Here is an 18985-nt window from a genome sequence, read left to right as displayed (position 1 = left end):
ATGTCGATGCAGACGGGATTGGTGACCTCGACGACGCAACTGCGGACCTACGCGCCGGCAACGGATGTCAGCGTGGCGGCTCCGGCGCCACGGCTCGAGATCGCGCGCGCGGAGCCGGGCACGGCGCAGCGCAATTTGCGCACCGAGCCGGGCCCGATCCGCTTCATCATCATCGCGCTGGCGATCACCTTCCTCAGTGCGTTCGTCGTGCTGCCGCTGGTCGTGGTGTTCGCGTCCGCCTTCTCGAAAGGGATCGGCGCATATATCGCGGCGCTGGCCGAGCCCGAGGCGCTCGCCGCGATCAGGCTGACGCTCTTGGTCGCCGCGATCTCGGTCACGCTCAATCTGGTGTTCGGCGTGGTCGCGGCCTGGGCGATCTCGAAATTCGAATTCACCGGCAAGACCTTCCTGATCACGCTGATCGACCTGCCGTTCTCGGTCTCGCCCGTGATCTCCGGCCTGGTCTTCGTGCTGCTGTTCGGCGCGCAGGGCTATTTCGGTCCGTGGCTGCAGGCGCACAACGTCCATATCCTGTTCGCGGTGCCCGGCATCGCGCTGGCGACGATCTTCGTCACCTTCCCGTTCGTGGCGCGCGCGCTGATCCCGCTGATGCAGGAGCAAGGCACCCAGGAGGAGGAGGCGGCGATCTCGCTCGGCGCGTCCGGCCTGCAGACCTTCTTCCGCGTGACGCTGCCCAATATCAAATGGGGCCTGCTATACGGCGTCCTGCTCTGCAACGCGCGCGCGATGGGCGAGTTCGGTGCGGTGTCGGTCGTCTCCGGCCACATCCGCGGCGAGACCAACACGATGCCGCTCCTGGTCGAGATTCTCTACAACGAATATCAGTTCGTCGCGTCGTTCGCGATCGCATCGCTGCTGGCGATGCTGGCGCTGATCACGCTGGTGGCGAAGACCGTTCTCGAGCAACGACTCGACGAGGCAGAGGTGCCCGATGGCGATTGAAGTCAAGAATATCGTAAAGACGTTCGGCAGCTTTGCCGCGCTCGACAATGTCGATCTCAAGGTCGCCGACGGCGAACTCTTGGCGCTGCTCGGCCCGTCCGGCTCCGGCAAGACAACGCTGCTGCGGATCATCGCGGGACTGGACTGGCCTGACAGCGGCGAGGTCGCGATCGACGGCGAGAATGCGCTGTCACGCGGCGCCAGCGAGCGTCAGGTCGGCTTCGTATTCCAGCACTACGCGCTGTTTCGCCATATGACGGTGTTCGAGAACGTCGCGTTCGGGCTGCGCGTACAGCCGCGCGCGATCCGCAAGGACGAGGCGACGATCCGCGCCCGGGTCAAGGAATTGCTCGATCTGGTGCAGCTCGACTGGCTCTCCAACCGCTATCCAAGCCAGCTGTCTGGCGGCCAGCGGCAGCGCATCGCGCTGGCACGCGCGCTCGCGATCGAGCCTCGCATCCTGCTGCTCGACGAACCGTTCGGCGCGCTCGATGCCAAGGTGCGCAAGGAGCTCCGGCAATGGCTGCGCTCGCTGCACAACGAAATTCACGTCACCTCGATCTTCGTCACCCACGACCAGGAGGAGGCGCTCGAAGTCGCCAACCGCGTCGTGGTGATGGACAAGGGCAAGATCGAGCAGATCGGCTCGCCCGGCGAGGTCTATGACAACCCGGCGACCGCCTTCGTGCATGGCTTCATCGGCGAATCCATCGTGCTTCCGGTCGACGTGGCCGGCGACGCGGTGCGGCTGGACGGCCGTCCGCTGAACATTCCGGCGCTCGGCGCGGCGTCGGGCGCGGCAAAGCTGTTCGTCCGCCGCCACGATATGGCGGTCGGTCCGGCCGGTACCGGCGCCCTGGAAGGCGCCATCCGGCATGTCCGTTCGTTCGGGCCGATCCAGCGCGCCGAAGTGGCGCTGTCGGGTAGCGCGGGCAAGACCGTGATCGAGATCGATGCCCCCCGCGACCGCGAGCTGCAGGCCGGCGAAATCGTCTCCCTGCAGCCCCGCCGCTACCGGATTTTCGCAGCGCAGGATTAGGGGCCCGGCCGCCGCGTTCAAACCTCCCCTTGAAAAGGGGAGGTCGCTTTGCTCGTCAGAGCAAAGCGGGGGGGATCCTCTCTCCACGGCATCCGCTGTCGCCTGTGGCCAACCCCCATCCCGACCTTCCTCCTTGCAGGGGGAAGGAGAAGCAAGTGCCGTAGCCCGGATGGGCCAACAGCCCGCGACTAACGCGCCCTGACCGGCCGGTTGCCGTGGCTGTCCTGCGGCACGCCACGCTGCAGTGACATGTGGGAATGAATGCCGAGCCAGCGTCCGTCGGTCTGACGCGCGAGGATGATCGTCGCCCGTCCCGGCCGATCGAAGCGGCTGCCGTCGGCATGGAAGCCGGTGCTCGTCCATGGCGTGATCACCGTCGCCATGTTGCCGTCGGCGCTTGCCAGCACCACCGTATTGCCGAGGTCGAAGGCGAAGTCCGCCGTGCGGGGCCAGACATTGTCCCATTGCATCTCCGTCCAGCGCGCGCGGCCGCGGATGAGTTCCTGGTAGGTGCCAAAGGAGATGATGTCGGGATGCCAGAACGGACGGGCGGCAGCATAGTCCACCGCCCTGACGCAGGCGGCGAACCGTTCGAGCCAATCGAAGACCGATTCCGTCGTCGATGAATCGGCGATCGGCAGGGCTGCTTCCTGGCTCATCATCTTCCTCAACCCGACGGCTATGGTGGGCCGACGGAGCCAGAAACGCACAATGGTGTCAACGAAGCGAGATCCGGGGACTTGCTCCGCGGATCGACTGACCCCGGATCGCGGAGCCTGTCATCGGTCGCGCGTTCGCGCGACCCGTTGGCTCCATCCGGACGACCTGCCAGATATCGTCGTCATTCCGGGGCGATGCGAAGCATCGAACCCGGAATCTCGAGATTCCGGGTTCGCTTCGCGCCCCGGAATGACGGTGATGATGGCCCCAAAGTTAGCCGCTGTTCACCATTCAGCCACGGTTGGTATGCAACAACGGCGGGCCAACCTTGGGGGTTCTCTAAAGTGAAATGGACGACGGTCGCCCTGTTCGGGCTTCTGGTGCTTGCCGGCTGTGCCGCAGACACCAAAATCCCGGAAGAACCGACCATGTATCTCAACATGGCGCAGGCCGGCGCGGTGCTGGATAGCCAGGCGGCCGCCATCATGTTCTCGCAGTATCGCCAGAACAATGGTCTTGGCACCGTCGTGGTGGATCCGGACCTGACGAAGCTTGCCGAGCAGCAGTCGCAGGCGATGGCCACCCGCAACAAGATGGACCATGACGTCAAGGCCCCACTCGGCAAGCGGCTGCAGGCCGGGGGCTATCCCGCAACCGTGGCGGTCGAGAACATCTCGGCCGGCTATCACACGCTGGCGGAAGCGTTTTCGGGGTGGCGCGATTCACCGCCGCACCGGGCCAATATGCTTAAGACTGGTGTCACAAAAATGGGCATCGCGGCCGTCTATGCTCCGAATACCAAATACAAGGTGTTCTGGACGCTCATTTTGGCGGCAACCTGATCTCGATAAAATCCGCGTGATCCGCTTCCGCATCTCGTCGATTGACGCGGCCGCGAACAGCCGCCACGGTGCGCTGCAAGGTATTCCTGACTGGGCGGTTACGAATGGATACTTCTGACACCGCGCCCGCCTCGACGCCGGCGCAAGCGCAGCGTGTGCTGGTTCTTCAGGGCGGCGGTGCGCTCGGCTCCTATCAGGCCGGCGCCTTTCAGGCGCTCTGCCATGCGGGCTTCGAGCCGGAATGGATCGCCGGCATCTCGATCGGCGCCATCAATGCCGCGATCATCGCCGGCAACGAGCCGGACAAGCGCGTGCCGAAGCTCAAGGAATTCTGGGAGATGGTCTCGGCGCCGGTGCCGTGGAATCCGATCTCGAAGCATGAGCGCGCCCGTTCGCTGTTCAACGAGACCTCTGCCGCCATCATCGCGACCTTCGGCGTACCCGGTTTCTTCACGCCGCGGATTCCGCCGGCGCCGCTGTGGCCGCCCGGCAGCTCGCAATCGCTGAGCTATTACGACACCGCGCCGCTGAAGAAGACGCTGGAGCGGCTGGTCGACTTCGACCGCGTCAACGATCTGAAGACGCGCCTGTCGGTCGGTGCGGTTGGCGTCACCTCGGGCAATTTTTGCTATTTCGACAATTACGATTTCAAGAAGCGCGGCAAGAAGATCGGCCCCGAGCACATCATGGCCTCGGGCGCGTTGCCGCCGGGCTTTCCCGCCGTCGTGATCGAGGGCGAGCATTACTGGGACGGCGGCATCGCCTCCAATACCCCGCTCGACTTCGTGCTGGACGAGGAGATCAGTCGTGATCTCCTGATCTTCCAGGTCGACCTGTTCAGCGCGCGCGGGCTGTTGCCGGAGACGTTGCTGGAGGCCGCCGAGCGCGAAAAGGACATCCGCTATTCCAGCCGGACGCGGATGAACACCGACAAGAACAAGCAGATCCACAATGCCCGCATGGCGGTGCGCGACCTGATCGGCAAGCTGCCGGATTACCTGAAGAACGACCCGTCGGTCGAGCTGCTGCGCAAGGCCTCCAAGGAGAACACCGTCACGGTGGTTCACCTGATCTACAAGAGCAAGAATTACGAGAGCTCGTCGAAGGACTACGACTTCTCCCATTTTGCGATGGTCGAGCACTGGGGCGCCGGCGTGCGCGACGTGCATTTGTCGATGCGTCACAAAGAATGGCTAGAACGGCCACAGTCCGGGGAAACCATGGTGACTTACGATCTCACGGGGGACGAACCCACGCCCCCGGCAAGCAAATAGGAGCGAAGAACAATGGGTACGTTGACAGGCAAGACCGCCGTTGTGACCGGCTCGACCAGCGGCATCGGATTGGCTTATGCGCGCGCCTTCGCCGGCGCCGGCGCCAATGTCGTCATCAACGGCATGGGCGTTCCGGCCGACATCGAGAAGGAGCGTTCCGGCATCGAGACCGACTTCAAGGTCAAGGCAGCCTATTCGCCGGCCGACATGACCAAGCCGGCCGAGATCGCCGACATGATCGCGCTCGGCGAGAAGACCTTCGGCTCGGTCGACATCCTCGTCAACAATGCCGGCATCCAGTTCGTTTCGCCGATCGAGGAGTTTCCGCCGGAGAAGTGGGAAGCGATCATCGCGATCAATCTGTCGTCGGCGTTCTACGGCATCCGCGCCGCGGTGCCCGGCATGAAGAAGCGCGGCTGGGGCCGCATCATCAACACTGCGTCCGCGCACTCGCTGGTCGCCTCGCCGTTCAAGTCGGCCTATGTCTCGGCCAAGCACGGCATTGCCGGCCTCACCAAGACCGCCGCGCTCGAGCTCGCGCAGCACAAGATCACCTGCAACTGCATCAGCCCGGGCTACGTCTGGACGCCGCTGGTCGAGCACCAGATTCCGGAGACCATGAAGGCGCGCAATCTGACCAAGGAGCAGGTCATCAAGGACGTGCTGCTCGCCGCCCAGCCGACCAAGGAGTTCGTCACCTCGGAGCAAGTCGCAGCACTCGCGCTGTTCCTGTGCGGCGACGATGCCGCGCAGATCACCGGCGCCAATCTCTCGATCGACGGCGGCTGGACCGCGGAGTAATTCTCCGGCGGGATTTGTCGCTGGACTGCCAGAAGCAACGAGCCGGCCCTGATTGGATCAGGGCCGGCTTTTGCTTTTGGAGATGCGACTGAACCTTGCTGCCCCGTTACGACGTCGGCCGCCGCTTCCCGAACGCCAGCACGTGCAGGCCGAGCCGAGAGCGCACGACGTAGAACAGCAGGATCGTCTCGAAGGTCAGCGACAGCGAGGTCGAGGCGGCCGCGCCCATGCCGCCGTAGCGCGGGACGAGCGCGATGCAGAGCCCGACATTCATGAAGAAGGATACCGCATAGGCCGTCGCGCAGATGCCCTGGTGTCCGAGCATGTTCAACAGACGCTCGACCGGCCCGATCGCCGAGCGGATCACAAGCCCGATCGCGGCGACGAACATGATGCTGTAGCCGTCGACGAATTTCGGGCCGAACAGCCACAACAGCGGCTTGCCGAACGCGAGCAGGGCGATGGTCGCGAACAGCGAAGGCCAGAACGTCCAGCTGATGGCGTGCGCGACATAGGCCGACAGCCGGTCCTTGTCGCCGAGCGCATTGTACTCGGCGAAGCGGTGCGCCGTCGTCGCCGACATCGCGTAGTGCACGAACGACACCAGCGCCAGCGTCTTCACCACGGCGAAATAGATGCCGACCTCTTCCGACGAGCGGAATTGCTGCAGCATCAGCACGTCGGTGTAGCCGAGAAGCAGATAGAAGCTTTCTACCAGCATGATCGGCAGCGAGATCGCGAACCAGCCCTTGACGTCGTAGGTCTTCTCGCCGGGCCCGACATGGGCGGCGAGGCGGCGGTTCAGCACGATCATCTGGCCGATCGCCGCAATGTACACGGCAGCCGCGCTCGCGATCATCGCCACCGTCGCGCCGAGATTGAGGCCGAGCGCCAGCGCGCCGGCAGTCAGCGCGATGATCAGCCCCTGCCGGACGATGAACTGCGGCATCAGGCCGAGCTGCATCCAGTCATGCGCGCGCGAAATGCCGTCCTGGGTGTTGGCGACCACGAAGGGCGGCAGCGTCAGGCAGCCGACATAGAGCGGCACGATCGCGTTGGGGTCGATCCAGGGCGAGGCGAGATGGATCACGCCGGCGAGCAGCAGCGCCACGGTGCTGGACGCGGCCAGCACCACCCAGCGGCCGCCGGAGAGGAAGCCGCGCAGCGCGGCGAGGTCGCCGCGCGCGCGATATTCCGGGATGATCTTCTGCGAGGACGGCGCGATGCCGAAATCCATGGTGCTGCCGAGCAGCAGCACCCAGGTCCAGACATAGACATAGATGCCGTAATCCGAACCGCTCATCCAGCGCGCCAGCAGGATCTGCGCGAGATAGGCGATCGCGGCGCTGATGACGCGGATGACGAAGATGGTGCCTGCAAGGCGCTTGGTGACCGACGCCTCCTTGGTGCCGCCGAGCAGGCGCGCGGCGAGCCCCCGCAGGCGTGCGACCGGGCCCGATGGCGCAGAGGTTGCGGTTTGGGTTTCCATCACAGCCAAGGCGGAAAATTCCTGAAGCGCCGCAGCGCGGCGATGCGCCTCGATCTATCAACGAAACGTTAAGATTGGGTTGGGTGACGGATGCTTCCATCTTGCGTCGTCCCGGCGCAGGCCGGGACCCATAACCACAGGGAACCGTTAATGCGCACGGCTTGATCCCAGCGTGCCTCAGACTGCTGCCGCGGAGTATGAGTCCCGGCCTTCGCCGGGACGACGCTGCCGCGTCAGTTCAAATTGATATTGAATTCGTAGCTCTTGTCGCCGCCGACCAGCGTCAGTTTCAGCGCCGCACCGTCCGCCGTGACGCCGGGCGGCAGCCCGTCGAGCTCGAAAGAGAAGCGCTTCACGCCCGGCGGCGCGTGCTCGACCAGCTTGGGCACCGGGAGCGCCCAGTCGGGCGTCGGCCCCTCGACGAACAGGCTGAGGTCGCGGTTCTCGGGCGCGGTGACATCGACCAGCACGTTGTTCTTGCCGTCGCGCTTGACGTCGCGGATCGTGAACGGCGTGGGATCGCCGATATTGGCGGGCTTCGGCACCGCGTTGAGCGCGTCGGTCAGCGCGGCGTCCTCGGTCGAGGCGACGCTGGCGAATGCCAGCTCGGCCTTCGCTTCCACCGGCACGCACAGCTTCTCGCACACCGCGTAGTTGATGTCGGCGCGCAGCACCAGCGGCTTGTCGGGATTCTTCGCGACGATGCGCAGCGGCAGCACGACCTGGTGCTTGTAGCCGAGCGAGGTGCCCCCGGCGCCGTCGTCGAACTGGCGCGGCGCCGGCCACATCACCGTGACGGCCTCGACATTGTCCGACCTGGAGAAATCGAATCGCGGCGGCACGCCGGAATCGCCGGGTGTCCGCCAGTAGGTCTTCCAGCCGTCCTGCAACTGGAAGGCAATGCCGCCGAGCAGCACCGCGCCGCTGCGCGACCCCGCGAGCAGCCGCACCGCCGAATGCGTGTCCTGCTGCCACGGCGAGGCGTCGTCGGCGCGAACCTCCGTTGCCAGGGATGCGACGGATAGGGATGCGACGGAAAATAGGGCGGCAACGCCAAACGCGGCCCGCAAGGGAACTGTGACCATCATGAGACGTCTTTACCCGCAACTTTCGTTGCAAACCATTGAATTGCTTGTGATGCATCGCCGCATGGCGGGCGATGGTTGATTGACAGAACGGCGACCCAATATCAGGATGCCAAATCAGCAGGAAAGGCCTTTGCGGATGCGCCCTGAAGGCAAAACAGGCAAGACTCGCAAGACCGCCGCCAGAAGCGCGGGCATCGGTCACAACGCCGCCGATGATGGCTATCTCGACGGCCAGATGCTGATTGCGATGCCTGTCATGAACGACCCGCGCTTCGAGCGCTCGGTGATCTACATGTGCGCCCATTCCTCCGAGGGCGCCATGGGCATCATCGTCAATCGCCCGGCCGGCAGCATCGACTTTCCGGGGCTCCTGGTGCAGCTCGACATCATCGAGAAATCGGACCAGATCCGGCTGCCCGAAAATGCCGAGATGATGAAGGTGATGAAGGGCGGCCCGGTCGACACCGGCCGCGGCTTCGTGCTGCATTCCAGCGACTTCTACATCCAGGATGCGACGCTCAATATCGACGACGGCATCTCGCTGACCGCGACCGTCGACATCCTCAAGGCGATCGCCAAAGGCGCCGGCCCCAAGCACGCGATCCTCGCGCTCGGCTATGCCGGCTGGGGGCCGGGCCAGCTCGAGAACGAGATCCAGCACAATGGCTGGCTGCACTGCGACGCCGATCCGGAGCTGATCTTCGGCGCCGATGTCGACGAGAAATACGCGCGCGCCTTGCGCAAGATCGGCATCGAGGCCGGCATGCTGTCCAACGACGCCGGCCACGCGTAGTTTGTCCTGACGTAGCGACGATCTCTCCACGTTCACAGTGTCATCCCGGCGAAAGCCGGGACCCATGACCATAGGACGTGAGGATGGAGCGAGCTGGGGCCACAGCGTCGCGCAACAACGGCGCCCTGTGGTTATGGGTCCCGGGTCGCGCTGACGCTTGCCCGGGACGACAGCTGTGGGCTTGGTTAGGACAGTAGTCGGTTCGGCTACGACGGGCGGTGGCTGTGCCTACTCCGCCGCTTCCTGCGCCACCGTCGACTGGGTGCCGGCCACCGTGGCGCGGCGCATGTCGCGGGGCTGCGACTGGTCGTAGCGGCGGACGCGGTGCACGGTCTGGCGGTTGTCCCACATCACGAGGTCATGCACCGTCCATTTGTGCACGTAGACGAATTCCGGACTGGTGGCGTGCTCGGTGAGGTCGCGCAGCAGCAGCCGTGCCTCCGGCATGCTCATGCCCCTGATGGCGCCGGCATGCGACGACAGATACAGCGACTTGCGGCCGTGCACCGGATGCGTGCGCACCAGACGCTGCAGCACCGGCTTGAACATCTGCTTTTCTTCATCCGTATAGTCGAGGAAGCCGAGCGAGCCGCGCGAATACATCAGCGAGTGCTCGCAGATCATGTCCGCGATCTCCGCCTTGGTCTCGTCGTCGAGCGCGTCATAGGCGGCGCGCATGTCGGCGAATTCGGTGTTGCCGCCCTTCGGGTTCACCACGCGCGCCGACAGCAGCGAGAATTTCGCCGGAATCGGCCGGAACGAGCTGTCGGAATGCCACAGGCAGTTGCCGAGGTTGAACAGATGGGTGCGGTGATCCTTCGGCAGCGGCTTGCCGTCCTTGCCGAGATTGGAGACGTCGTTAAGCCCGGCGGAGAGACGATAGTCCTCCTTCTTCGCCACGGTGCCGCCGCGCGCATCTTCGCGCTCGCCGAAATTCAGCGCGAACGCCATCTGCTGCTCGTCGGTGATGTCCTGGCCGTGGAAGACGAGCACGGCGTACCTGTCCATTCCGGCCTCGATGTCGATTGCTTCCTGGTTCGTCAGCGGCTTGCGCAGATCGACGCCGGAGACCTCGCCGACGAAATGCTTGTGAAGCTGCCGGATCAGGACCGTCATGGCGTATCTCCCCGTATCTCGCGGGCGGTTATCCCGCTTCGTTTGCCGGGAAGGCTACTCCCGACGCGCGGGCTGTCAACGCTCCGCGGCGAAGTGTGGGGTTGGCGCGGGTCAGGCATTCCGCGCCATCAACCCGCCGTCGACCGGAATCACGGCGCCGGTCAGGAACGATGCGGCGGGCAGGCACAGGCTCAGCGTCATGTGCGCGACCTCTTCCGGATCGCCGTAACGCGCCAGCGCGGTGCGGCGCTTGGCGTAGATCGTCTTGTGCTCCTCGGAGATGCGGTCGGTGATGGCGGTGCGGATCGGGCCCGGGCAGATGCAGTTCACGGTGATGCCCTCGCGTCCCAGTTCCACCGCGAGCGAACGCGTCAGGCTGGTGACGCCGCCCTTTGCCGCGGAGTAGGCGCTGTGCAACCCGGTCGCGCCCAGCGCCTCGGTCGAGGCGATGTTGACGATGCGCGGCGATCGCGACTTGCGCAGGTATGGCAGTGCGGCGCGGATGATGCGCGGATGCGCCGTCAGCATCACCGCAATGCCCCTGGCCCAGGCGTCCTCGTATCCGGGATCGTCGATCGCCACGCGCACCGAGATGCCGGCATTGTTGACGATGATGTCGAGCCCGCCGAAATGCGCGGCGACATCGTTGACGACTTTGGTGATCGCATCGCGATCGGCGACGTCGAGCGTCCATGCCTTTGCGGAGCCGCCGTTCGCCGAGATTTCCTTCGCCACCGCCTGCGTGCCTTCTTCGGTCAGGTCGGTGACCGCGACATTGGCGCCTTCGTCGGCGAACACCCGCGCGGTGGCGCGGCCCATGCCGCTGGCGGCGCCGGTGACGAGAACGGTGAGGCCCTTCACCGAACGGCTGAGCTGCTTGAATTCGGACATGACGGACCCCCCGTTGATTTTCTTGCGTTGTGAGATCGACAACGCTGGCACCGTTCCGCAGAGACGTCAAACCACTGATCCGATATCGGCGCGCGCGCAGCGCGTTAACGCAAGTTTCCCGGTTGGCTTTTCGAAAAGGATGATGCTCAATCAAGAAAACAGAGCAGGAGAAACGCGATGAACGAGCTCGATTTCGGCGGTAAGCAAATATTGGTGGTCGGCGGCTCCAGCGGGATCGGCAACGGCATCGCGCGGGCCTTCCGCGCCAAGGGCGCGCGCGTCAGTGTGTACGGCACCCGCGCGCAGGCGAGCGATTATTCGAAAGAGGAGGGCTCGGATCTCGAGGGCCTCGCTTACGCGCAGCTCGATGTCTCTAATCCGCAGGCGATCGAAAGCTTCACGCCGTCGTTCGATCGGCTCGACGTGCTGGTGCTGGCGCAGGGCGCGGTGATTTACCGCCGCGGGGAATTCGAGATGGCGGGCTTCCGCAAGGTGCTCGAGGTCAATCTGATGAGCCTGATGGCCTGCGCCACGAAATTCCACGCGATGCTGACCGCAGCTAGGGGCTCGTTGATCATCGTGAGTTCGACCGCGGCCTATCATTCCACCATGGGCAATCCGGCCTACAACGCCTCGAAGACCGGCGCCGTCGGGCTGACGCGCACGCTGGGCGAGGCCTGGGCGGAGAACGACATCCGCGTCAACGGCATCGCGCCCGGCCTCGTCGACACCAAGATGACCAAGGCGACGACGGCCAATCCAAAGCGTCTCGAGGGCGCGCTGGAGCGCATTCCGCTGAAGCGTCTCGGCACGCCCGCCGACATGGCCGGCGCCGCGCTGTTCCTCGCTTCGCCGCTCGCCTCCTACATCGTCGGCCAGACCATCGTCGTCGATGGCGGGCTCATTCTCTAGCTCCAGGAACTTGCGCGAGGTTCCGCGGTTGGCTCCCTGACATTTCAGGGAGCGTCACGATGGACAAGGATCGGATTTTCGGAACGGCGAAGGAATTTGCAGGCAAGGCCGAAGGCGCAGTCGGCGATGCGACCGGCGATGCGCAGACGCAGGCCTCGGGCCGCGCGCGCGAGGCCGCAGGCGCAGTGCAGGATCTCTACGGCCAGGCCAAGGATGCCGCGCGCGACGCGGCTGATACCGCGGTCAACTACGCCAAAGATGCTTATGAGCATCGCGGCGAGACCGTTCGCAGCGGGCAGAAGGCGATGGCTCATGCGGTGCAGGACAATCCGCTCGGTTCGCTGCTGATCGCCGGCGGCATCGGCTTTGCGCTCGCGCTTTTGATGACGCGCCAGCCGCGCCGGCCGCCGCCGTCGCGCTGGCGCTATTACGGCTGAGGCTCACTCACCGTCATTGCGAGGAGCGAAGCGACGAAGCTATCCATCCGTCCGCGCGTACGGATCGATGGATTGCTTCGCTTCGCTCGCAATGACGTGGATGGAGCTTCGATTTGATCAGAGGGCGCGCTTACCACTGCCAGGGATTGCCCGGCGCTGCGGCCCGCTGTCCGATATTGCCGGGCGGCCGCGGCGGACGCGGCGGCGGTGCGACCAGCGGGCGCTGCTGCGGCGCGCCGAAGCCGAAGATGTCGCGCAGCCAAGGCTGGGTCTGCGGCTGCTGCTGCGGTTGGGCTTGGGCCGGGCGGAACGCACGCCGCTGCGGCTTCGGCGCGGTGATAATCGAGCCGTCGGGCGCGATCGCCGTGGTGGAGGGCGGCGGATTCGCCGGCGCACCGCTCGGCGCGGCTGGCGTGGCCGCAGCGACAGGCACATCGCCCTTGGCCTGCTCGCGGCCGATCTCGCGGCGCGGCCAGGCGAAATCATCGGCGCGGCCCGCGGGCGGCGCCAGGGCCTCGCCCTTCACCAGCGTGCGCGCGGCGAGCGCATCGACGGCGGCGGGCCGCGAGCCCGGTCCGCCGAGCAATTGATCGGTGCCGACCGTAGAGGCGACCAGCGGCAGCACGGGGCCTGCCAGCGGCCGCGGCGCGGGCTTGCCGGGCTCGGCGCTGGTATCGGGTGTTGCCGGCTCGCTCGGCAGCGCGATCGGGCCGGTGCGCACCGCAAGCAGCCGCGTCACCTCGCGCTCGACATAGTGCGCGAGCTTGCGCGCGCCGGCCTTGGTGAAGAACACGCCGTCATCGGAGCGCAGCTTGCGGGGCTGGCCTTCGAAGTCCGGGCCCTTCTGCATGAAGCGGCCGGCCTCGTCGACAAAGCCGTCCCAGACGTCGACATAGGTGATGCCGGCCTTGCCGGCGCCGTCGCGATAGAGCGCGTCGAGGAACAGCATGTCCGACGTGCCCTTCTGGCCGCGGATCGCGGGCAGGCCGACCCACAGCACCGGCACGCCCTTGCTCTTCAGCACGTTGATCAGCTCCTCGATCTTCTTGCCGTAGAGCTCGACCCAGCGGTCCTCGCGGAATTCATAGAGGCCGTTGGGCGAGCGCGCGGTCTTTTCCGGCGCGGCCTGCGCGTCATTGTCGGCGTCGTCAGCCGGCGGCTCGGCAGCGGCGGGCTTGGCGTCAGTCTTGCCATCGGTCTTGCCGTCGGTCTTGGCGGCGGTATCGGGCTTGTCGCCGGGCTTTGCGTCCGGTTTGGCGCGCGGGTCCTTTTTGTCGTCCTTCTTGTCGACCTTCTTCTCCACGACAGGTTCGCGGATCGCGGTGCGGTCGTTGAGGCCGAGCATCACGACGATGGCGTCGGGGTTCTCGGTGGCGAGAATGCCCTTCGCGGCGGCAGCCCAGTCCGCCGGATCGCCCTTGGGCTGGTAGCGGATCAGGCCGGACACCGTCTTGTGCTTGCGGATCACGCCCATGTCGGGCTGATCGGAATAGGCATCCTCGAGGCCATAGGCGAGCCAGTCGGCCATGGCGTCGCCGATCACCAGCACGTTGCGCTCGGCGGCGGCCTCGCGCTTGGCCGGCGCCGGCGCGCGCGAGAAATCCTCACGCGGCCGCTGCTGCTGTGATTGCGGTTGCTGCTGCTGCTGCTGGAACGGCGCGAAGAAATCGCCCCCGAACCAGCCGCCGCCACCACCGCCACCGCTGCGTGGCGGCGCGCGGCGTTGGGGTGCGTCACCAAAGCCCGGGAAGCCGAAGAACTGCGCCGAGGCGGGCTGGGCGATGCCGATCAGGAGCGCAAGCGCCACCGTGAGCGCGACCAGCGGGCCGGCTTCGGTGAATATGCGCAGGAAGGACGTCGGCTTTCGCATCGGGGCGGTCGCAATGATCTGGAAGTACCACCCCATACTAGCGGAATCGGGCCGCAAGCGGGCAGCTTTTCCACCATAAATCGGGTGCCGCGGGCGGCCGTCAAGGCGCCGGGCAAATATCGGATTTCACGGTTACTTTTGGGGGTGAGGGGCCTGCTGCCCACGCCCGTCGCCCGGATGGAGCGGGGCCTCATCCGGGGCTTAGCCTTCTCCTTCCCCCTGAAAGGGGGAAGGTCGGGATGGGGGTCAGCCACACGCACTGCCGCTTGTGGAGAGAGACGATCCGCACCCGCTGCTCTCTCGAGCAAAGCGACCTCCCCTTTTCAAGGGGAGGTGAAGAGGTTCCGTAGGGCGCCCTACCTTCCCCGCAGCCGCTCCAGCACCTCGGCGGTGGCAAAGCCGTCGGCGGGGGCGCCGATCGAGACCTGGAAGCCGCGCAGCGCCTCGCGGGTCTGGCCGCCGAACTGGCCGTCGGGCGTACCCTTGTAGAAGCCGCGCTGGGCCAGCAGCTGCTGCAGTTCCAGCCGCTCGGCGCGCGACAGCACCCGTTCCTGGCGCGGCCAGGGCTGCACGAAGGGTGGGCCGCCGCGCAGGCGGTCGGCGAAATGGCCGATGGCGAGCGCATAGGCCTCGGCCGGGTTGTACTTCATGATGACCCGGAAATTCTGCAGCATCAGGAAGCCCGGCCCCGCGGCGCCGGCCGGCGCCAGCAGATAGGCTTTGTCGGACGACCGCGGGAACGGCTGGCCGTTCGGCCGCTTGAGGCCGAGCTGCTCCCATTGCGACAGCGGCATCGCCTTGGCGCGATCGGCTAGCATGTAGTTGAAGCCTTCCGGCAGCACGACCTCGTAGCCCCAGCTCGCGCCGGTCTGCCAGCCGTCCTTCTTCAGATTGTTGGCGGTCGAGGCGATCAAATCGCTCGGATCGTCGACGACATCGCGGCGGCCGTCGCCATCGCCGTCGACCGCGTAGCGCTTGAACGCGGTCGGCATGAACTGGGTCGGGCCGAAGGCGCCGGCCCAGGAGCCGCGCATCTGCTCGGGCCTGAGATCGCCGCGGTTGAGGATTTCCAGCGCCGACAGGAACTCGTCCTTGAAATAGGCCTGGCGGCGGCCGATGCAGGCGAGCGTCGCGGTGGACTGCACCACGCTGCGATCGCCCATTTGGGTCGAGTAGTTCGATTCGATGCCCCAGATCGCCGCGATGATGTAGCGATCGACGCCATAGGCCTGCTCGGTCGCGTCGAACTGCGCCTTGTATTTCGCAAGGATCTCGCGGCCTTTCGCAAGCCGCGCGTCGCTGACGAGAATGTCGAGATAGTCCCAGATCGCCTTGGTGAATTCCGGCTGCGAATCCATCAGATCCATGATGCGCAGGTCGGGCGTGAGGCCCGCGGTGAAGCGCTCGAAATTCTCGCGCGTGATGTTGCGCCGTGCGGCATCTGGCCACATCGCTGCGACGCAGTTCGGGAAGTCCGACGCGGCCTGGCGGATCGCCGCCGCCGTCATCAGCGGATGGCCGGAGGCGCCGTCTTCCCCGCTCCAGGGCGGCGCTGTGCCGTCGCCTCCGGTCGCGGCCTGCGGCGGCGTCGCGGCATTGGGTCCGGAAAAGATGCTGTCGATCAGGTTGGTCAGGCCGTTGCCCGATTGGGCCCGGGCACCGCCGGGCATCAACAGCGCCGCGCCTGGCAGCAGAACGGCCAACGCGACGAGGCTCGCGCTGAAAAGCCTGGTCCTTGATGTTCCCGTCGCGTGCATTGTCGTGTGCCTGTCAAAAACGTGCGGTTTCAGAAGGCCCCGGCACGGTTTCCATTAACTTAACATCGGCGAGATTTTGCTGCCGCAGCTTTGGCCGGCGGGAACGGCGGAATTAAGCCTCACCACACATCCGCCTTTGTTGGCGGCTGCAAAACAGGTACCAAGGCATGATTCATTTCGTGCCGCCGTCCCACCCATTTCAAGGCTTCCGATAATCCCATGAAGATCCGCAAAGCCGTATTCCCCGTCGCAGGTCTCGGTACCCGCGTGCTGCCCGCCACCAAGGCGATGCCGAAGGAGATGCTGACGATCGTCGACAAGCCGCTGATCCAGTACGTGGTCGACGAGGCGAGGGAAGCCGGCATTGAGCACTTCGTGTTCGTCACCGGCCGCAACAAGGGCGTCATCGAGGATCATTTCGACCGCATGTTCGAGCTCGACACCACGCTCGCGCAGCGCGGCAAGAAAACCGAGCAGGAGATCCTGGCGCAGAACCAGCCCGAAGCCGGCGCGATGAGCTTCACCCGGCAGCAGTCGCCGCTCGGCCTCGGCCACGCGGTGTGGTGCGCGCGCGACATCGTCGGCAACGAGCCGTTCGCGGTGGTGCTGCCGGACGAGCTGGTGCTGAACACGCCGGGCTGCCTGAAGCAGATGATCGACGCCGCAAGCAAGCTCGGCGAGAAGTCGAACCTGATCGCGGTCGAGGCGGTGCCCGACGAGCTCACCCATCAATACGGCATCTGCAGCGTCGGCAAGCGCACCGGCAACATCTTCGAGGTCGATCGCATGGTCGAGAAGCCGCCGCAGGGCACCGCGCCGTCCAACCTCTCGATCACCGGCCGCTACATCCTGCAGCCGGAGATCTTCGACATCCTGGCCACCCAGGAGCGCGGCGCCGGCGGCGAGATCCAGCTCACCGACGCGATGATCGGGCTCGCCAGGACGCAAAAATTCTACGGCGTCGAGTTCGAGGGCGAGCGCCACGATTGCGGCTCGAAGCCCGGCTTCCTCCGCGCCAACATCGCCTTCGGCCTCAAACGCCCCGAACTGCGCGACGGCCTGATCGCCGAGATGAAGAAGTATCTGGAGAGGTGAGGCGCGGGCGCTGCGCGCGCCATTCCGCGGCGCATAGCGCGATGCCGCGGGGCGCGGTGAGGTGAGCACGCCGCTCAGGCTCCCTCTCCCCTTGCGGGAGAGGGTGGGGAGAGGGGTAGCCCCGGGCAAGCTGATCGATGAGCGCATCGTTCGCGCAACTTGTTCGCTTGCCGCCGTGACTAATACGGTGAGAGCACGTCGTGTGGCACCCCTCTCCCGCAAGGGGAGAGGGAACCCTTCCGCCAGTGCCTTCCTCACGCGCCCCCTGCCAGTGAGTTGCCCGACGGCGCAAGGCCCCAGCGCAAAAATATTTCGCTTTATCAGAAATACAACCCAGTGTATGGTTCGCCCGTCTCACCCGATCGAGGGGCGCTGCGCATCGTCACGGGTGTTGCGGTGAGATGCGGTGGACGCTGATTGCGCAGTCGACGAATGCGCATGACGCGGACGGCGAAGTCGTGTGGTCCTGACGCCCTAGTGGCCGGTGTCCCCCGCGAGATGCGAAGCATCTTCGCGTGGCGGTGACAAACAAGCCAAGTCTCGCCGGGGAGAGCACGAAGTAAGCCGTAACCCATCGCGCAGGGAAAGCCGGGTTGTTCCCGGTTACACCTGTGGTCCTACCCCCGAGCTTTCTACCTTTGCTCGGGGCCCATGGGTGCGATCGGCACCCGGCTTTCCCTGCGCCCTCTGATCCTCAGAGAGGCGAAACGAGATGCAAAGCTCGGGCAAATCATGTCGCGAGGATGCGGATGCGTGACTCACAGGCCATGCAACACACTCGGTGTCGTCCCGGCGAAGGCCGGGACCCATAACCACAAAGGGATGTTGCTAAGCGTCGCTGGAACGACGAGTCCCGTTCACTATAATTGCTGCGGCGTATGGGTCCCGGCCTTCGCCGGGACGACAGTTGTGGGGGTGGTGCGACGTGCGTGTCAAACGCGGCCTGCGGCTCCGTCGTGCCACTAGAGCAATCACCCGACCTTGCGCCGCCCCGCGCGCTTTGCCGGCTCTTTCGCAGCATTCCCCTTCGGCGCGCGCAATTCGTCGGCGGCGAGACTGACCACTTCGGCGATCTGCTGCAATTGTGCCGCCAGCGGGCTGGTCTTGCGCCAGACCATGCCGATGGTGCGCGAGGGTTGCGGGTTCTTGAAGCGCGAGACCGTGACCGGCGCGGAGCGCGTCTCGACCGTCACCGCCATCTCGGGGATCAGGGTGACGCCGATGCCGGCGCCGACCATCTGCACCAGCGTCGACAGCGAACTCGCGTCCAGCACCTCGCGCGGCGGCGACGACGACTGCATGTTGCAGAACGACAGCGCCTGGTCGCGGAAGCAATGGCCTTCCTCGAGCAACAGCAGCCGCATCTCGCGCAGCATCTCGGCGCTCGGCACCGGCGTCTTGGCGTCCTCGCCCGGCCGCACCAGCAAAAAGTTTTCCGAGAACAGCGCGACCTCGGTCAGCGACGGTTCATGCACCGGCAGTGCCACGATCGCGGTATCGAGCCGGCCTTCGGCGACCTCCTTGATCAGCTTCGGCGTCAGCGTCTCGCGGACATGGATGTCGAGCTCGGGATGCAGCCGCGCCAAGGTCTCGATCACCTTCGGCAGCAGATACGGCGCAATCGTCGGGATCATGCCGACGCGCAGCCGCCCGGCGAGCTTGTCGCGCGAGGCGCGCGCGAAGTCGCCGAGCTCGTCGACCGAGCGCAGGATGTCGCGCACGCGATGCAACAGGTCTTCGCCGAAGGTCGTCAGCGTGACCTGTCGCGCATTGCGTTCGATCAGCACGCCGCCGACGGCCCGTTCCAGCTCGCGGATCTGCATCGACAATGCCGGCTGCGACACCGCGCAGGCCTCCGCGGCGCGGCCGAAATGTCCGTGCTGCGCCAGCGCATCGAAATACCTCAGTTGCCGGAGTGTGACATTTATCATCAGATTATCTTATCGCTGCGATCATTA

General features: G+C 65.6%; 17 protein-coding genes. 9 read left to right on the top strand and 8 right to left on the bottom strand.

Features of this window, described 5'->3' with window-relative positions:
• Positions 1-963, top strand: a complete 963-nt coding sequence (gene cysW, locus K359_RS0101265) for a sulfate ABC transporter permease subunit CysW (protein WP_371261110.1) — start codon at positions 1-3, stop codon at positions 961-963.
• On the top strand, positions 953-2002 hold the full coding sequence (locus tag K359_RS0101260) for a sulfate/molybdate ABC transporter ATP-binding protein (RefSeq protein ID WP_029077701.1): 1050 nt from the start codon (positions 953-955) through the stop codon (positions 2000-2002). The genes cysW and K359_RS0101260 overlap by 11 nt, the downstream gene beginning before the upstream one ends.
• 188 nt (positions 2003-2190) lie before the next feature.
• On the opposite strand, the gene K359_RS0101255 is transcribed toward K359_RS0101260, so the two are convergent.
• Positions 2191-2661, bottom strand: coding sequence for a nuclear transport factor 2 family protein (locus K359_RS0101255; protein ID WP_035975894.1), 471 nt, complete (start codon positions 2659-2661; stop codon positions 2191-2193).
• A gap of 345 nt (positions 2662-3006) precedes the next feature.
• Between K359_RS0101255 and K359_RS0101250 the strand changes: the two genes are divergently transcribed.
• From K359_RS0101250 to K359_RS0101240, 3 genes are all read left to right on the top strand, one after another.
• Positions 3007-3504, top strand: a complete 498-nt coding sequence (locus K359_RS0101250; protein WP_029077699.1) for a CAP domain-containing protein — start codon at positions 3007-3009, stop codon at positions 3502-3504.
• 104 nt (positions 3505-3608) lie between these two features.
• Positions 3609-4778, top strand: coding sequence for a DUF3734 domain-containing protein (locus tag K359_RS0101245; RefSeq protein WP_029077698.1), 1170 nt, complete (start codon positions 3609-3611; stop codon positions 4776-4778).
• A 12-nt stretch (positions 4779-4790) separates the two neighbouring features.
• On the top strand, positions 4791-5579 hold the full coding sequence (locus K359_RS0101240; protein ID WP_029077697.1) for a 3-hydroxybutyrate dehydrogenase: 789 nt from the start codon (positions 4791-4793) through the stop codon (positions 5577-5579).
• A gap of 106 nt (positions 5580-5685) precedes the next feature.
• Here the strand turns inward: K359_RS0101240 and K359_RS0101235 are convergent, their stop codons facing one another.
• Entirely contained in the window at positions 5686-7068 is a 1383-nt protein-coding gene (locus tag K359_RS0101235) for an oligosaccharide flippase family protein (protein ID WP_156928323.1), read from the bottom strand.
• A 233-nt stretch (positions 7069-7301) separates the two neighbouring features.
• Positions 7302-8156 carry a protein-disulfide reductase DsbD domain-containing protein gene (locus tag K359_RS0101230; protein ID WP_029077695.1) on the bottom strand — a complete coding sequence of 285 codons (855 nt, stop codon included), beginning with the start codon at positions 8154-8156 and terminating at the stop codon, positions 7302-7304.
• A gap of 136 nt (positions 8157-8292) precedes the next feature.
• Here K359_RS0101230 and K359_RS0101225 point away from each other — a divergent pair, with 136 nt between their 5' ends.
• Positions 8293-8949 carry a YqgE/AlgH family protein gene (locus K359_RS0101225; RefSeq protein WP_029077694.1) on the top strand — a complete coding sequence of 219 codons (657 nt, stop codon included), beginning with the start codon at positions 8293-8295 and terminating at the stop codon, positions 8947-8949.
• A gap of 228 nt (positions 8950-9177) precedes the next feature.
• Here the strand turns inward: K359_RS0101225 and K359_RS0101220 are convergent, their stop codons facing one another.
• Entirely contained in the window at positions 9178-10065 is an 888-nt protein-coding gene (locus tag K359_RS0101220; RefSeq protein WP_029077693.1) for a TauD/TfdA family dioxygenase, read from the bottom strand.
• A 111-nt stretch (positions 10066-10176) separates the two neighbouring features.
• Complete coding sequence (locus K359_RS0101215; RefSeq protein ID WP_029077692.1) at positions 10177-10956, bottom strand: SDR family NAD(P)-dependent oxidoreductase; 780 nt, start codon at positions 10954-10956, stop codon at positions 10177-10179.
• A gap of 177 nt (positions 10957-11133) precedes the next feature.
• Here K359_RS0101215 and K359_RS0101210 point away from each other — a divergent pair, with 177 nt between their 5' ends.
• Positions 11134-11868, top strand: coding sequence for an SDR family NAD(P)-dependent oxidoreductase (locus tag K359_RS0101210; protein WP_029077691.1), 735 nt, complete (start codon positions 11134-11136; stop codon positions 11866-11868).
• A gap of 59 nt (positions 11869-11927) precedes the next feature.
• On the top strand, positions 11928-12305 hold the full coding sequence (locus K359_RS0101205) for a CsbD family protein (protein WP_029077690.1): 378 nt from the start codon (positions 11928-11930) through the stop codon (positions 12303-12305).
• A 130-nt stretch (positions 12306-12435) separates the two neighbouring features.
• On the opposite strand, the gene K359_RS0101200 is transcribed toward K359_RS0101205, so the two are convergent.
• The gene (locus tag K359_RS0101200) at positions 12436-14175 is read right to left on the bottom strand and encodes an SGNH family hydrolase (RefSeq protein WP_029077689.1); all 1740 of its coding nucleotides are present in this window, start codon (positions 14173-14175) and stop codon (positions 12436-12438) included.
• Positions 14176-14531: 356 nt separating this feature from the next.
• Positions 14532-15845 (bottom strand): lytic murein transglycosylase, encoded by a 1314-nt coding sequence (locus K359_RS0101195; protein WP_156928321.1) that lies wholly within the window; start codon positions 15843-15845, stop codon positions 14532-14534.
• Between the two features lie 306 nt (positions 15846-16151).
• Between K359_RS0101195 and galU the strand changes: the two genes are divergently transcribed.
• Complete coding sequence (gene galU / locus K359_RS0101190; protein ID WP_029077687.1) at positions 16152-17027, top strand: UTP--glucose-1-phosphate uridylyltransferase GalU; 876 nt, start codon at positions 16152-16154, stop codon at positions 17025-17027.
• 971 nt (positions 17028-17998) lie between these two features.
• Here the strand turns inward: galU and K359_RS0101185 are convergent.
• Positions 17999-18958 (bottom strand): LysR substrate-binding domain-containing protein, encoded by a 960-nt coding sequence (locus K359_RS0101185; protein ID WP_029077686.1) that lies wholly within the window; start codon positions 18956-18958, stop codon positions 17999-18001.
• Between the last annotated feature and the right edge of the window lie 27 nt (positions 18959-18985).

Origin of the sequence: Bradyrhizobium sp. th-b2 (assembly GCF_000426785.1) — a bacterium.
GTDB classification, from domain to species: domain Bacteria; phylum Pseudomonadota; class Alphaproteobacteria; order Rhizobiales; family Xanthobacteraceae; genus Bradyrhizobium; species Bradyrhizobium septentrionale.
The sequence above is the reverse complement of the archived record's forward strand: the minus strand, read 5'-3'. Positions and strand labels throughout refer to the sequence as shown.